We start from the raw sequence: 15,176 nt of genomic DNA, 5'->3' as shown, positions 1-15,176 counted from the left end.
AAAAGAGTCCGGATTTTATCCGAACTCTTTTTTATTTTTATTTCACATGAACGACTAATTCGTTATTTTCTACATCAACAACTACGTGACTATTGTCAGTAATTGTTCCTGCAATTAATTCTCGTGCTAATTTCGTTTCCACTTGACGCTGTACGTATCGTTTTAACGGACGAGCTCCGTACATTGGGTCGAAACCAGCTTCTACAACAAACTCTTTTGCTGCATCTGTTAATTCTACTGTAATGTGACGGTCAGCTAGACGACCTTGTAGTTCTTTTACAATTTTATCAACAATGCCTTTAATTTCATTCGTTGTAAGAGGTTTGAATAAAATAATTTCATCAACACGGTTTAAAAATTCAGGGCGGAAATGTCCTCTTAATTGCCCCATTACAAGGTCTCTTGATTCCTCTTTAATCGAACCATCTTCTTCTAATCCATCTAGTAAATGAGCAGATCCGATATTTGAAGTCATAATAATAACTGTATTTTTAAAATCCACTGTACGACCTTGCGAATCTGTAATGCGTCCATCATCTAACATTTGTAATAAAATGTTGAATACTTCTGGATGTGCTTTTTCAATTTCATCTAATAAAACAACGGAATATGGTTTACGTCTTACCGCTTCTGTTAATTGACCGCCTTCCTCATATCCTACATATCCAGGAGGTGCACCAATTAAGCGTGACACTGCGTGTTTCTCCATATACTCAGACATGTCAATGCGAATCATTTGCTCTTCACTATCAAATAAAGACTGGGCTAACGTTTTTGCAAGTTCTGTTTTACCAACACCTGTTGGTCCTAAGAAGATGAAAGAACCAATCGGGCGGTTCGGATCTTTAATACCAGCGCGAGCACGAAGAACTGCGTCTGACACTAGGCTTACTGCTTCCTCTTGTCCGATAACACGCTCTGATAAGATTTGCTCTAAGCGTAATAATTTCTCGCGTTCACCTTCCACGAGTTTCGCAACAGGAATACCAGTCCAGCGTGAAACAATATCTGCAATTTCTTCTTCACTTACTTCCTCACGTAATAAACGATTTTCTTGTTTATTATGCCCGCCCATTTCTTCCGCTTCTTTTAACTCTTTTTCAATTGCTGGAATTTTTCCGTGACGAAGTTCGGCTGCTTTATTTAAATCGTAATTACCTTCTGCTTCTTCTAATTCACGACGCAGACGTTCTAAATGTTCACGTAAGTCACGAACTTTGTGAATTTCTTCTTTTTCTTTCTCCCATTTCGCTCTCATACCACTTGCAACTTCTTTTAAATCCGATAATTCACGTTGCAATGTTTTTAGACGCTCTTGGCTACCACGATCCGTTTCTTTTCCAAGAGCCGCTTCTTCAATTTCCAGCTGCATAATGCGGCGCGTTACTTCATCTAATTCTGTTGGCATAGAATCGATTTCTGTACGAATTGTTGCACACGCTTCATCAACAAGGTCAATTGCTTTATCAGGTAAGAATCGATCTGAAATATATCGATCTGATAAAACTGACGCTGCTACAATCGCACGGTCATGAATATTTACACCGTGATAAATTTCAAAGCGTTCTTTTAATCCACGTAAAATTGAAATTGTATCTTCAACAGTTGGTTCTTCTGCTAATACTTGTTGGAAACGTCTTTCTAGCGCTGGATCTTTCTCAATATATTTGCGATATTCATCGAGCGTCGTCGCCCCGATACAATGCAGTTCACCACGCGCAAGCATCGGTTTTAACATATTTCCTGCATCCATGGCTCCTTCTGTTTTACCAGCTCCAACTATTGTATGAAGTTCATCAATGAATAATAAAATGCGTCCTTCACTCTTTTTAATTTCATTTAATACAGCTTGCAGACGCTCTTCGAACTCACCACGGAATTTCGCACCAGCTACGAGTGCACTCATATCTAACGCAAAAATCGTTCTATCTTTCAATCCTTCAGGTACATCCTTTTTCACAATACGCTGTGCTAGCCCTTCAACGATTGCTGTTTTACCAACACCTGGCTCCCCAATTAAAACCGGATTGTTTTTCGTTTTACGTGAAAGAATACGAATTACACGTCGTATTTCACTATCACGGCCGATTACAGGATCAATTTTCCCTGCTCTCACTTCCGCCACTAAATCACGACCATATTTTTCTAACGCTTCATAAGTTGCTTCTGGATTTTGACTCGTCACTCTTTGATTCCCCCGAACTGTCATTAAAGACTGTAATAAGTTATCTTTCGTAATATGCAATCTTGTAAATAATTGATTTATATCGCCTTTTTCTTCAGAAAAAGCAAGCAACACATGTTCTACTGAAATGTAATCATCCTGCAGTTTTTCTGCTTCTTTCCCTGCTCTTACAAGCAGTTGTTGCAGAGCGCTCGTTACATACAATTTTCCAACTTCTGCACCGCTCCCCGTTACAGAAGGTTTCTTTTTAATTAAACTTTCAGCACCTTGCTTTAATGCTTCTATATCAACATTCATTTTTTGAAATATACGTACTGCTAATCCATCTTGCTCTTCTAATAATGCAAGTAATAGATGAACAGTATCCACCTCTTGGTGATGATGAGATACCGCTAAAGATTGGGCACTCATAATCGCCTCTTGTGTTTTTGTTGTCATTTGATTTAAGTCCATCTTTACAGCCCTCCAAAAGTTTGACTTTCTTTGACCTTTGATTTGATTATACGCCAACTGACTTTTTTATACAATAATTTTGCCTATGTATTTTCAAACTTATTATTTGAAAAAGAAAAAGAGAGCATTCATTATACTGCTAAAAATACGGTAAATGAAATTACAATGTGTAACGACAAAAAAGCCGCAATAATGATTGCGGCTTCTGTTACGGTTTTCTTTTATATGTCCACTGGCGGTTATGATTCGTGTTATCCGGAAACTTTTCACCGGCAGTTAATTTCACCATTTGCGGATCTTTCACCATACTTCCCGTTTCACCAATTTCTACGTAAATGCCATCATTCGGCGCTTTTTGTCCAGAACGAAACCTGCGATTTTGTCCCATCTTCATTCTCCTTCCATGACGTCTTGCCTCATTAGTATATCCATTTTAAAAGAAAGCTTTTCTGTCATGTTTAGGAAACAGTACTACATCTCATTCTTGTACATATATATGAATGACACAAGCGTAAGCAGGGATTTCTTTCCTACTTGTAGAAAAAAAAAGAAACCAACCTACTCTAGGCTAGTTTCAAAGGAGAGTCAAACATATACGAGAAGATTACATGTTCATTATATGCCTCACCACACGAGCAATGTAACCCTTTTCACAATTTGTACATAATGAAAGAAACATTGTTTGAACTTTCTAAAAAGATGTTGACTTTTCTTAATTTCCAACGATAAATAGTAGACACCACAGCACTTTGAGACGTAAGATGGATATATAGTGAAATTTCCATCTATGGTGATTTCACCGAGCCTAACCTCTTATTTCTGCATATTAAAAACGGAAATACAGATAGATACAAAAAATTATTATAAGAGGTGAAATTATGAACAAACAACATTTAATCGCATTAGACTTAGACGGCACTTTATTAACAGACAACAAAATAATTTCCACTCGAACGAAACATACAATTGCAAAAGCAAAGGAACAGGGACATATTGTTGTTATTTCAACAGGACGTCCATTCCGTGCTAGTTACGATTACTATAAAGAACTTGATCTTAACACACCTATCGTAAACTTTAACGGCGCTTACGTACATCATCCTCTTGATTCAAACTGGGGAACACATCACTCTCCTCTTGAGCTAGCAACAGCGCAAGAAATTGTCCGAGCTTGCTTTGATTTTGGCGTAAAAAATATATACGCGGAAGTAATGGACGATGTGTATGTTCGTGAAATTGATGAAGATAAAAAACATATTTTCGAATTCGGCTCTCCTAAGATTTTTACCGGAGACTTATTAAATATTTTAAACGATCATCCAACTTGCTTATTAATTGACGCACATGACGAGCATTCTACTGCAATTCGTCAACATTTAACGGATATGCATGCGGAAGTAATCGACCATAGAAAATGGGGCGCACCTTGGCCGATTATTGAAATTGTGAAAAGCGGATTAAATAAAGCAGTTGGATTACAAAAAATTTCTAGTCATTACAACATTCCACAAGAGCGCATTATCGCTTTCGGTGATGAAGATAATGATTTTGAAATGATTGAATTTGCTGGTCATGGCATCGCAATGGGAAATGCCATCCCTGAATTAAAATCACTCGCAAACCATACGACGTTAACGAACGAAGAAGATGGTATTGCTTTATATTTAGAAGAGGTTCTTGGGTTGTAATCTAAAAATTCCCTACTTATAGTTTCCTGCCAAATGTCCATACTATAAGTAGACGCATGAGACTTTGCGTCGATTGTTTTCAGCTAAATAAAGGGGGTTTTTCGAATGGGTAAAAAGAACAAATCAAAACGTTTTATCCAACAAGGAGCCGATGCTGTTATGAAGCATGATGCAAGATTCCCGTACAGAGGTACATTAGCTGAGGCAGAAAAAGCAAGAAGTAACTCTTCTTTTGGAGGGGTTTAAATGGGGAACTTACTATTCCAACAAGCTAGAGATGCTGTTGAAAATGCCGTATCTTGTTCAAGCGGTACTGAGCAACAAGATCTCGTGTATAGAGCAAAAAATGCTTTGCAATCCGCTTACGCAAACTCTTCAACTGCTGAAAAAGTTCAGCTCCGTGAAATGCAAGAGCAATTGCAAAACATTACGAATTTACATTAAAAAAGAGGACCAACTTTGGTCCTCTTTAATCTTTCCGAAACAATCCGAACACCCCAACTGTTTGCAGTATATTTGTAAATGCACCTGGGTCCACTTGTCTAATAATCCTCTCTAATTCGTATAACTCGTAACGGGTAATAACCATCATTAACATTTCTTTATTTTCATTCGTATAAGCACCTGTTGCTGGTATCGTTGTAATCCCTCTTACTAATCGCGAGTGAATCGCCTTTCTTACGTCTGCCCCATTCTTCGTAACAATTAATGCTGTAATCTTTACATGACGAGTATGAATTGCATCAATAATTCTCGTTGATACATATAAAGTCACTAGCGTATACAACGCTTTTTCCCATCCATATACATAGCCAGCAGCGATAATGATAATTGCATTAAAAAAGAAAAAGTATGTACCGACAGGCTTATCTTTTATTTTTGATAAAATCATGGCGATAATATCTAATCCACCTGTAGAAGCACCCCACTTTAAAGCAATCCCTACTCCAATTGCCGAAATAATCCCACCAAAAATCGCATTTAATATGATATCATTCGAAACCGCTCTAACAGGGATGATTTCTAGAAACAGAGTCATAAATATAACACAAAGAAAACTAAAAAAGGTGAAGGCCTTTCCAACCTTTTTCCACGCTAAAATAACGACAGGAATATTAAATAAGCTAAACAATACTCCCGTAGATATGTGAATCGATAAAAAATCACCTAATATTTGCGATAATAATTGAGACAATCCAGCAAAGCCGCTCGCATACACTTTTGCTGGTGTTAAAAATAAATTCATCCCAATCGCGTTTAATAAACCTGCGATGATTACAACGATTAACTTCTTTATAAGTTCAGTATAATTCAACTTCAAATCCATTTCGAATCCACCTTTACCCTTCATAAATGCACCGCTATACATAGTCTTTACGAAAAAGGAAATGATAAACGTACAACGTTTAGAAATGGAGTTGATACATATGCCACATACGAGTGATAACGACAAAAAAGCACGCGATAATAACGCAAAACGCACACAAAAAAATGAGCAAGAGCAAAAAAATATTCAGCAAGGTAAACGTGCATACTCTAAAAAGACCGATCACCTTTGATTCCATCGTACATCAACAATTATGTTGATGTACTTTTTTACATTTTAAAGGAAAAAAACATTAAAAATTCACTTCATGTTCACTTCTATATTCTACAATAGCGATAACATATTCGGATGAGGTGTTGGCATGAGAGGGAAACATATTTTCATTATTACTGCACTAATAAGTATATTGATGTTATCTGCTTGCGGACAAAAAAACGGCTCAGCTACAGTCGCTACAGCAACAGACTCGACCATTACAAAGGATAACTTCGAAAAACAATTGAAAGATCGTTACGGAAAAGACATGCTATACGAAATGATGGCACAAGACGTCATCACAAAAAAATATAAAGTATCTGATGAAGAGGTAAATAAAGAAGTAGAAAAAGTAAAAAAACAATATGGAGATCAATTCAAAAAAGTATTAGAAAATAATGGTTTAAAAGATGAAGAGGATTTTAAAAATCAAATTAAGTTCAAACTTGCTATGAATGAAGCGATTAAGAAAAGCATTACAGAGAAAGACGTAAAAGACCACTATAAGCCAGAAATTAAAGCGAGTCACATTTTAGTAAGTGACGAAAATGAAGCGAAAGAAATAAAGAGTAAACTAGATGCTGGTGCTTCATTTGAAGAATTAGCAAAACAAGAATCACAAGATCTACTATCAAAAGATAAAGGCGGAGACCTTGGATACTTCAATTCAGGTACAATGGCTCCTGAATTCGAAACGGCTGCCTACAAACTAAATGTTGGACAAATTAGCAATCCCGTAAAATCATCAAACGGTTATCACGTTATTAAATTAACTGATAAAAAAGATTTAAAACCTTACGATGAGGTAAAAAACTCTATTCGCAAAAACTTAGAGGAAGAACGTACTGCTGATCCTGTATTCAGCAAAAAATTGTTACAAGAGGAATTAAAAAAGGCAAATATTAAAATAAATGATAGTGATTTGAAAGATACATTTACTCTTGTTTCTCCGCAAGGAAATTAAAAAAAGCACACCCTTATCTTTTTAGATAAGGGTGTGCTTTTTAATCTTTCATCTTATTTCTTAAAGTACGTCCAACCTTCTTCTTGGTAAACCTTTTCTTCTTTCATCAACTTACCAAGTGCGCGCTTAAATGCAGCTTTACTCATGTTAAAGCGTTCTTTAATATCTTCTGGATGGCTCTTATCCCAAAACGGCATTGCTCCGCCTCGTTCTTCCATATATGCATAAATTACTGCAGCATCATCTTCCATTCCTTCTTCTTTACGAGGAAGAAGTGAAATGTTAATTGTACCGTCATCTTTTACGTCAATAATACGGCCCGTTACACGCTGACCGATGCGGACTTGTTCTTTTCTTTCTGTATGGTGTAGGAAAGCACGGAAATGCTCATCCGTTAGTATGAATGAACCAACTTGAAGTGAACGATATACACGTCCGTTTACGTTTTTATTACGCATAGATGGCGTTGCATCTACGATAATTTCTTGCATATCACTGTCTCTTGCCGGAAGAGCAATTAAACGATCACGATTCGTTAATTTTAACGTACAATATAATTCGTCGCCTACTTCTGGCCATACCGGCATATAAATCGGGAACTCATCAGCTGGAATTAGTATATCTTTTGACACACCAATATCAACAAACACACCTAAACTAGGAATAACTTCTACAACCTTTACCCAGTTCCAATCATAAGTTGTAATAATCGGTTCCTTCATTGTTGCTGAAATACGATTTTGGTGATCAAGGTATAAGAATACATCAATCGTATCGCCTTCTTCAATTTCTCCAGCCACTTCGTTTTTATGTAGGAAAATTTCTTCTTCTTCATTCCCAACCATATATCCGATTTCCGTTTCGCGTAAAACAGTTACCTGTTCAATCGATCCTATTTGCAAATACATATTTTTTAATTCCCTTCTATATATATAAAATTATCTTTTTTATCATTCCAAACAAAAGTTAATTATAACATGATTTTTCCTATATTTGTCCAACTGCCCAAAATTCACTATAATAAAATGAGGTTACATGAATATAAGTACGAAAACACTTAAGTCTAGACTCGTTTTCAGCTATACTTTAGTATGTACAGTACATAAAAAGATTAGAAATTTATTTGGAGGTGCTAACTATGGCAAAAGATAGTTCTTTTGACATCGTTTCGAAAGTAGAATTACCTGAAGTAACAAACGCAATTAATATCGCATTAAAAGAAATCCAAAACCGATATGACTTTAAAGGAAGTAAAAGTGATATTAAATTAGAAAAAGAAGTACTTGTTTTAACTTCTGATGACGAGTTTAAATTAGAGCAAGTAAAAGACGTTCTTATCTCTAAACTTGTAAAACGTAACGTTCCAATTAAGAACTTAGATTACGGAAAAGTTGAAGCTGCAACTGGCAACACTGTTCGCCAACGCGCAACACTTCAACAAGGTATCGATAAAGATAACGCGAAAAAAATTAACAACATCATTAAAGAAATGAAATTAAAAGTAAAAACACAAGTACAAGATGATCAAGTACGTGTTACAGCAAAAAGCCGTGATGACTTACAAGCAGTAATCGCAGCTGTTCGTAGCGCTGATTTACCAATCGACGTACAGTTCATTAACTACCGCTAAAAAGAAAACTCCTCTTAATTAGAGGAGTTTTCTTTTTTGTCTTGTAGAGACAATATTACGAGAACAAACTATAGAAAAAGGTATATGCGGTGAAAATCGCTAAGTGAACAGGGTCTAACCATACGCATACTTTACAAGTGACCGTATGATTAAACTAGGCCTTATTGTAGAATTTGTTTTATACATGTATTTAGCAGACCTTATTGAAAATAAGAAAAAGACACCTCAAGACGTTTCCCCCTTCGATTTGAATTACTTTTCTTAGTAACTACACCCTAGACCAAAGTCATCTTAAAAATCGCTGTAACTCATAATTCCTCCCCCCGCCAAAACGTAACAATTTATGAGTATAAGAATATTTCCCAACCTTTAATGTATTGTAAAATTAATAAGGAACTTAAAAAATGTTAATTAAAAAAGAGTTAGAAGTGGTTATATGAAGAAATTAATACTATGGTTTTTATTGGCCACATTCTCCCTAAATACTGTAGGATGTTCTAATAATGCGAATTCACTAACGGATAAGTCTAACTGTATCAACAAAGCTTGGTACAAAAAAACTATGTCATGTAATCATTTAAAAAAACATTAAATAGTTAATGATAAAGGTCTAAAGAAAAGACACCCCAAAGTGCCTTCCTCCGACTTGAACCAATAATATTCGGATGGATTTAAAAAGAAGCATACATCGTTAATAAAGATGCAGACTTCAAAATAAAAAGTACACTAAGTAAACTCTTATTCAAAAATTTATATTAAACACTAATATTTTAGAAGAAAGTTTATAAGTTTAAAACCTACAGGGATTTTCCCTGTAGGTTCTATTATATTTCAAGTAATCCCCAAATGAATTATGAGTGGCTTTTTTCATTTTGGTTTTCAAAATATTTTTCTTTAACCATTTTTATCAGATTTTCTTTTTCTGTTAGTTCAAATATAAATAATGCTTTTTTTATGTTATTTGCAATATCTTCTTCATTCTGTTGTTTAAATCTTAATAAATTCCATCCCTTTAAATAGTAAAGTTCACCTAATAAGTATAAAGTATTTAGATTAATAGCTAATTTGACTTTGTGAACATATTCCATGACATAATTCGGATTGTGATATATTTTTTTTAATTCTAAGCTCTTTAATGGTAATACCCAAATCGTAAAACTCCATTTTCCCACCTACTATTTAGCACTGTATTAGTATAAGAGTATTCTCTAACTTTTAATGTAATGTAAAATTAATATAGTTGCAATTATTGATTGTTTCAAAGATTCTTCCCTATCGGTGCTAACACAAAAAACAGGTTAGGAAGAAAATCCCCTTCCTAACCTGGCCCTCCTCTCACTAGGGACGTTTTCATTCTCACATCGTTTCTCTTAAGAAATTTCATATCAACAGAATAAACACTATCGCGCCAACGAACAAACTTACAAATCCAATAAGAAGACATGAACGTAGAGTGAGTAACTTCTCATCTCATCTACGTTTCCTTTTAACTGCAATTAAAAACGCAATAAATAATACATTCACACCAACGATTAAGGAGATAAATAACCAATTCACACCTGTTTCTCCGTTAACTTTATACACGTTTGATTCTTCACGCTTTAAAACGAGATAAAATTTTCCGTTTTCCTCTCTTATAATTTCATCCTGCAACAATCCTCTTAACTCTTGTTTTTCACCAATTGCACTTGCAGGTAAGGAGACTTTTTGTGTTTCTTTCGTATTATTAATTGCTACTAAAGTTACTTCATCTTTATATTTTCGTTTTAGTACGCTCATCCCGCTCTTATCATACAGAAGCTCAAACGTACCGCGTCGTAAAGACGGTCTCGCCTGCCTAAGTTCACCTAGTTTTGTTATGTGCTGCATAAATTTTTCGTCTGACTTAAAATCCATTAATCGTCTATTATCGGGTACACTTCCTCCATCTAATGCAATTTCAGTTCCGTAATAAAAATTCGGAATCCCAGGTGATGTTAACAAATATGTAAGCGCCAGTTTTAAACGTGATGGCGGATAATACATATTTTCTTTTGCAATACGCGCATATCTTTTTGTTTCTTGATCATCTAAAAACGTAACAAATTCCCCTTCTTTTTTACTCACATCGTATAACGATTTCACCGATACATCCGCTTTGGAAAACGATTCTACTATTTTTTCGTTGTATTCGCTATCCTCCTTTGTCATAATACGAAAATCTTTCTTTATCACTTGCATATTTTTTTGCGCGTTATCCCAAAAGGAACGCGGCTTTTTTTCACTATGTATAACATAACTTCCGTCTAAATCAACTTCTTTTATCCACCATTTCGTTGCATCAATTACCTGTTGTTCGTTTTCTCCAAGTGGAAATTGAAATACAACTTTCATTCCTTTTGCATGAGCTTCTTTTACAAGTTCTTTCACATCATTGTCTGTCCCGAAATGTTCATTTACCTTTTTAAAATTTCGCACGTCTAATCCATCGTACTTTCCACTTTCAAAAAGCGGCGAAAGCATGATGGTAGTAAAACCCATTTCTTTTATGTAATCCAACCTTTTTATAATTCCTCTTATATCCCCGCCTTGATACCCTTCTAAATTACCAACTTCTAACTGCTTGTCATTTTTCGGTTCTCCATTATTGAAGCGATCAATCATAATGGAGTATATAACTTCATCTTTCCACTCTCTTTTTTCGTCTGCAAAAGTATGTATTGGTACAAACAAAACAAAAGCTAAGCAAAAACAAATGAATAGTTTCCTAGTCCGTATTTTTCCCACACGCATCCCCCAAGTTTTTAATTGTAAGAATATTATACCAATTATCCAAGTGAAACGCATATGTCGATTTCAATCCTCACAAAATAATTCATGTTACATTTTCTAACATCATGTATATATTTTTCTGAATTTTTAGTTGATTTTTAATTCCTTTTCGAATATGATATGAAACATAACAAAACGATGTTATTTTTTCTAACATTACAGGAGGAGAGATCATGGATATGGGAGATACAGTTTTTATGTTTATGACGACAGTAATGGTCATGTTGATGACACCAGGATTGGCACTTTTTTATGGAGGTATGGTTCGCAGCAAAAACGTACTCAGTACAACGATGCATAGTTATAGCGCAATGGCTATCGTTTCGATTCAATGGATTGTTATCGGCTATTCTTTATCATTCGGACCAGATTGGCACGGGCTTATCGGCACACTTGATTGGTTCGGTCTAAACGGAGTTACCTACGCACCAAATCCAGACTACTCATCTACTATTCCTCACAATTTATTCATGATGTTTCAACTCATGTTCGCCATTTTAACTCCAGCTTTAATTTCAGGTGCATTTGCTGAAAGAATGCGATTTTCTGCCTTTCTTATTTTTATCCTTCTATGGACAACAATCGTTTACAATCCTGTCGCTCATTGGGTATGGGGCGTCGGTGGGTGGCTAAGGGAACTTGGCGCCCTAGACTTCGCTGGCGGAAACGTCGTTCACATCACTTCCGGAGTTGCTGGTCTTGTATTAGCTATTTTCCTTGGAAAACGAAAAAACATAAATGGTTCTTCTCCTCACCATTTGCCATTTACAATGTTAGGTGCAGGCTTATTATGGTTTGGCTGGTTCGGTTTTAACGTCGGCAGCGCATTATCCTTAAACGACGTAGCGTTAACTGCATTTATTAATACAAATATAGCCGCCGCTGCCGCCGCTCTAACTTGGATGCTTTCTGAATGGTTCTTCCAATCAAAACCGACCGCAATGGGAGCTGCTTGCGGAGTTGTTTCTGGTCTAGTCGCTATTACACCAGCTTGCGGGTTCGTTACACCTTTCTCCGCCCTTCTTATCGGAGCAATTGGTGGCATATTATGCTTTGGCGCCGTTTTCTTCTTAAAAACAAAATTCGGTTATGACGATACACTTGATGCCTTTGGATGCCACGGCATCGGAGGAACTTGGGGCGGTATTGCAACAGGACTATTTGCAACTACTGCCGTAAACGGGGATGGTGCGAACGGATTGTTTTACGGAAACGCCGCGTTACTGTTTAAACAACTTGTAGCAATCGGGGCAACCTATGCCTTTACAATCATAATGACGTACACCATTATTAAAGTTATTAGCTTTTTCCTCCCCGTTCGAGTAGATGAGCACGAGGAACACATGGGACTTGATATTTCGATGCATGGTGAGAAAGCTTATGAGTATGTAGAAGAATCGGCAAATTAAAACGAAAAAGGTGTACTCCGTTCTAACACGGGGTACACCTTTTTCGTATATTCATAACGATACAATTATCTCAAACTATTGGTATATAAATATCCTTATCTATCTATTCATATAAACATCTTACCTTTTCATTAGTGCATTTAAAACGAGTTGTACTGCAACCGCATCATCTAAATAGCCGATTGGAAATATATAATCCGGAATTACATCGACCGATAATATAAAGTAGATCAGCGCACTTCCCATTAAAGCAAGTTCTGCAGTCGTTCCCTTCTTCTTCGTAAATCTTTCATACAATTCTTTTAAATCATTAATAAACGGGCCAATACTGCTTACCTTTTGAATCTTTTCAAGAAACCCCTTTTCAATCGTTTCTTTGCCTTCTTCTGTTTGCGAATATTGTTCATAATTCGTTAATTGCTGCTCTACATTCGATATACTAAACTTTTGATCATAGAGCTGTGCGGATTCAAGTAAATGTTCAATGTTATTAATGGAAACATGAATATCCGATTGCTCCTCCTGTTTCGTTTCAATAGAATAGCCTGCTGCCACAAACAAATCACCAACTGGAACACCAAGACTCTCCGCGAACTTTTGCAAATGCTTCGGATTTGCCTTTCGCTTACCATTTACAATCATTGAAATAGTAGCCGTATCAATTTCAGTAAGCAAACTAAGCTTTCGCATCGATAAAGACTTTTCCTTAAGTAACTTTTTCAACAACAATCCAAGATTACTTTTTTCATTATCTTGAGACATATCTCATTCCCCTTTATTCACGAGAATAACCATAGTTATTATAAGAAAAACAACTATAATCTCTATACAATTCATATTAACAAATTTTTTTGACTATTTACAAGATAGAAGTCCTTTATATGTTTACATTTTGTAAACAAAAAAGCTATCTTAAAAAATTAAGATAGCTTTTTAACTCATTTTAACCATTTCCGTAATAATAAAAATACACTACCACAAATTATGTAAGAACTCACGAATGTGACAATTGCTATAAAAAATGAATGATGCATAGAAAAGGTCAGTACCATTAATAAGAAAGATACGAAGATTAAATCCAATAAAATAAAATACCCCGAACTTAAAACACTTTCTACTAATTGTAACTCCGATTCTAATTCCGAATATTTCAGTCTTTTATACAGTAATCTCACTTTCACTCACCTTCTATGAATTAATCAAAAAATGCAGCAAAGGCAATAACTAATAATAATGTTCCACTAATCAATGTACCAAACTGACCTAAAGTGAATTTACCGATGCGAACGTGAGCTATCTTTCTTCCCAACACAACTCCGCCCCATACTGTAATAAAACTACCAACTGCAGCTGCAATACAAACAGCAATTGGATTCAAACCGAACAAACCCGCTCCTAATCCATTTGTGAGCGCATTAGCAGATAAACCAATCCCAAGAAAAATAGACTCCACAAAACCGATTTCCCCAGATTTACCGATATTTTTCGTTAAGCCATTTATTTCAGTGTCCCCCACTTCTCCTTCAATCTCTTGCACCGAAACCTTCCGAGGAATTGCTAGTAAGATGATTCGGAGACCGATTATAATTAATAAGAACGAACCGATTACAACCGGCATTATCCCAGGTAAAATTTTTGATAGCCATAAGCCAAAATATATTCCTACTACACTAAATAAAAAGCAAATTACCGAAATAATAAAATTTGATAGATGACTAATTTTTATATTTCGAATGCCATAAGAAATTCCTACCCCTAAGTTGTCAATACTCGATGAAAACGTTAGTGCTAATACCATCATCCATGCTGCCATTTCGTTCACCCCTTCGTATTGTTGAACATCCCGGAAACTAACGTGACATACATAGCATGGAATAGGAATATAGGGAGAAAATAACTCCCTATATTCCTTCCACTTAACAGCTCTGTTTAAAAACGGGGTAGAGTGAACCACTTCATTATATTCATACGATGTACTTTTCCTTTTTCGCGAACGAATTGAAAAATATCTCCCGTAAAAGATCCCATTTTACTAGAAATTTCTTTTTGCATCGCTTTATTTTCCGATACCGCTTTTACACTTAAATCTAATGCTTGCTCAAAATGTTCTAACGCTTTCTCTAGGTGGTAATCTACATCTTGTTCAACAGCTTTATGCGTCATTTCTTACTTCCTCCTTTTCCTCAACCTTTGCAGCTGCTTCAATTATCTCTTGTTCATTAGAATGTTCTTCTTCAACATAAGAAAGTTCTTTCTCGAATTGTTTTTGCATTCTATCCATTTTCGCTTCTACAATAATATCTTCCACTTCTTCTTTAATCGTTTCAAAAGTAGACTTCACACCTTTTGCACTTGATTCAACAAGTGGACGGAGTGTATTTCTTACAACAGGTAATAAAGCGGCACTTGCTAACGCTAAAGTAGATCCAATAACAATTTTTCGTATCATTTTCA

The 15,176-nt window shown here is 35.6% G+C and carries 17 protein-coding genes and 1 pseudogene; 7 read left to right on the top strand and 11 right to left on the bottom strand.

Going from position 1 to position 15,176, the window contains the following annotated elements; translation table 11 throughout:
* Positions 1-37 precede the first annotated feature (37 nt).
* Together clpB and HFD78_RS01860 are read right to left on the bottom strand one after the other, a co-directional pair.
* A complete protein-coding gene (gene clpB, locus HFD78_RS01865; protein WP_000365405.1) occupies positions 38-2,638 on the bottom strand; it encodes an ATP-dependent chaperone ClpB in 2,601 nt (866 codons plus the stop codon).
* A gap of 208 nt (positions 2,639-2,846) precedes the next feature.
* Positions 2,847-3,026, bottom strand: coding sequence for a YjzC family protein (locus HFD78_RS01860; RefSeq protein ID WP_000531421.1), 180 nt, complete (start codon positions 3,024-3,026; stop codon positions 2,847-2,849).
* A gap of 490 nt (positions 3,027-3,516) precedes the next feature.
* On the opposite strand from HFD78_RS01860, the gene HFD78_RS01855 reads away from it, so the two are divergent.
* From HFD78_RS01855 to HFD78_RS01845, 3 genes are all read left to right on the top strand, one after another.
* Positions 3,517-4,326 carry a Cof-type HAD-IIB family hydrolase gene (locus tag HFD78_RS01855; RefSeq protein ID WP_001041232.1) on the top strand — a complete coding sequence of 270 codons (810 nt, stop codon included), beginning with the start codon at positions 3,517-3,519 and terminating at the stop codon, positions 4,324-4,326.
* 105 nt (positions 4,327-4,431) lie between these two features.
* Positions 4,432-4,572 (top strand): hypothetical protein, encoded by a 141-nt coding sequence (locus HFD78_RS01850; RefSeq protein ID WP_000516816.1) that lies wholly within the window; start codon positions 4,432-4,434, stop codon positions 4,570-4,572.
* Positions 4,573-4,770: a DUF3813 domain-containing protein gene (locus HFD78_RS01845; protein ID WP_000527407.1), complete on the top strand. Its 198-nt coding sequence runs from the start codon at positions 4,573-4,575 to the stop codon at positions 4,768-4,770.
* Between the two features lie 25 nt (positions 4,771-4,795).
* On the opposite strand, the gene HFD78_RS01840 is transcribed toward HFD78_RS01845, so the two are convergent.
* Positions 4,796-5,653 carry a YitT family protein gene (locus tag HFD78_RS01840; protein ID WP_000364432.1) on the bottom strand — a complete coding sequence of 286 codons (858 nt, stop codon included), beginning with the start codon at positions 5,651-5,653 and terminating at the stop codon, positions 4,796-4,798.
* A 100-nt stretch (positions 5,654-5,753) separates the two neighbouring features.
* On the opposite strand from HFD78_RS01840, the gene HFD78_RS01835 reads away from it, so the two are divergent.
* Together HFD78_RS01835 and prsA are read left to right on the top strand one after the other, a co-directional pair.
* Complete coding sequence (locus tag HFD78_RS01835; RefSeq protein WP_001120851.1) at positions 5,754-5,885, top strand: DUF3941 domain-containing protein; 132 nt, start codon at positions 5,754-5,756, stop codon at positions 5,883-5,885.
* 129 nt (positions 5,886-6,014) lie between these two features.
* Positions 6,015-6,872, top strand: coding sequence for a peptidylprolyl isomerase PrsA (gene prsA / locus HFD78_RS01830; protein ID WP_001214216.1), 858 nt, complete (start codon positions 6,015-6,017; stop codon positions 6,870-6,872).
* A gap of 53 nt (positions 6,873-6,925) precedes the next feature.
* On the opposite strand, the gene HFD78_RS01825 is transcribed toward prsA, so the two are convergent.
* Complete coding sequence (locus HFD78_RS01825; protein WP_000281260.1) at positions 6,926-7,780, bottom strand: CvfB family protein; 855 nt, start codon at positions 7,778-7,780, stop codon at positions 6,926-6,928.
* 230 nt (positions 7,781-8,010) lie between these two features.
* Here HFD78_RS01825 and HFD78_RS01820 point away from each other — a divergent pair, with 230 nt between their 5' ends.
* Positions 8,011-8,502 carry a YajQ family cyclic di-GMP-binding protein gene (locus HFD78_RS01820; RefSeq protein ID WP_001040149.1) on the top strand — a complete coding sequence of 164 codons (492 nt, stop codon included), beginning with the start codon at positions 8,011-8,013 and terminating at the stop codon, positions 8,500-8,502.
* An 851-nt stretch (positions 8,503-9,353) separates the two neighbouring features.
* Here the strand turns inward: HFD78_RS01820 and HFD78_RS01815 are convergent.
* Together HFD78_RS01815 and HFD78_RS01810 are read right to left on the bottom strand one after the other, a co-directional pair.
* Positions 9,354-9,572: pseudogene (locus HFD78_RS01815) on the bottom strand (hypothetical protein); the annotation flags it as partial.
* A gap of 400 nt (positions 9,573-9,972) precedes the next feature.
* Complete coding sequence (locus tag HFD78_RS01810; RefSeq protein ID WP_050428198.1) at positions 9,973-11,328, bottom strand: alpha-amylase family glycosyl hydrolase; 1,356 nt, start codon at positions 11,326-11,328, stop codon at positions 9,973-9,975.
* A gap of 158 nt (positions 11,329-11,486) precedes the next feature.
* Between HFD78_RS01810 and HFD78_RS01805 the strand changes: the two genes are divergently transcribed.
* Positions 11,487-12,722 (top strand): ammonium transporter, encoded by a 1,236-nt coding sequence (locus HFD78_RS01805; protein WP_000367129.1) that lies wholly within the window; start codon positions 11,487-11,489, stop codon positions 12,720-12,722.
* Between the two features lie 120 nt (positions 12,723-12,842).
* Here HFD78_RS01805 and HFD78_RS01800 read toward each other — a convergent pair whose 3' ends face one another.
* From HFD78_RS01800 to HFD78_RS01780, 5 genes are all read right to left on the bottom strand, one after another.
* Positions 12,843-13,484, bottom strand: coding sequence for a DUF1232 domain-containing protein (locus HFD78_RS01800; RefSeq protein ID WP_000076219.1), 642 nt, complete (start codon positions 13,482-13,484; stop codon positions 12,843-12,845).
* 176 nt (positions 13,485-13,660) lie between these two features.
* The gene (locus tag HFD78_RS01795; protein ID WP_001238640.1) at positions 13,661-13,897 is read right to left on the bottom strand and encodes a hypothetical protein; all 237 of its coding nucleotides are present in this window, start codon (positions 13,895-13,897) and stop codon (positions 13,661-13,663) included.
* 20 nt (positions 13,898-13,917) lie between these two features.
* Positions 13,918-14,535 carry a sporulation membrane protein YtaF gene (ytaF, locus tag HFD78_RS01790; RefSeq protein WP_000741932.1) on the bottom strand — a complete coding sequence of 206 codons (618 nt, stop codon included), beginning with the start codon at positions 14,533-14,535 and terminating at the stop codon, positions 13,918-13,920.
* Between the two features lie 116 nt (positions 14,536-14,651).
* Entirely contained in the window at positions 14,652-14,885 is a 234-nt protein-coding gene (locus HFD78_RS01785; RefSeq protein WP_000148973.1) for a hypothetical protein, read from the bottom strand.
* The gene (locus HFD78_RS01780) at positions 14,875-15,171 is read right to left on the bottom strand and encodes a hypothetical protein (protein ID WP_000619725.1); all 297 of its coding nucleotides are present in this window, start codon (positions 15,169-15,171) and stop codon (positions 14,875-14,877) included. The genes HFD78_RS01785 and HFD78_RS01780 overlap by 11 nt, the downstream gene beginning before the upstream one ends.
* Positions 15,172-15,176 lie beyond the last annotated feature (5 nt).

It is taken from the genome of Bacillus sp. EKM501B (assembly GCF_011800505.1).
GTDB lineage: Bacteria > Bacillota > Bacilli > Bacillales > Bacillaceae_G > Bacillus_A > Bacillus_A cereus.
Note: the sequence above shows the minus strand (reverse complement) of the source record. Positions and strands in the feature narration are given on the sequence as shown.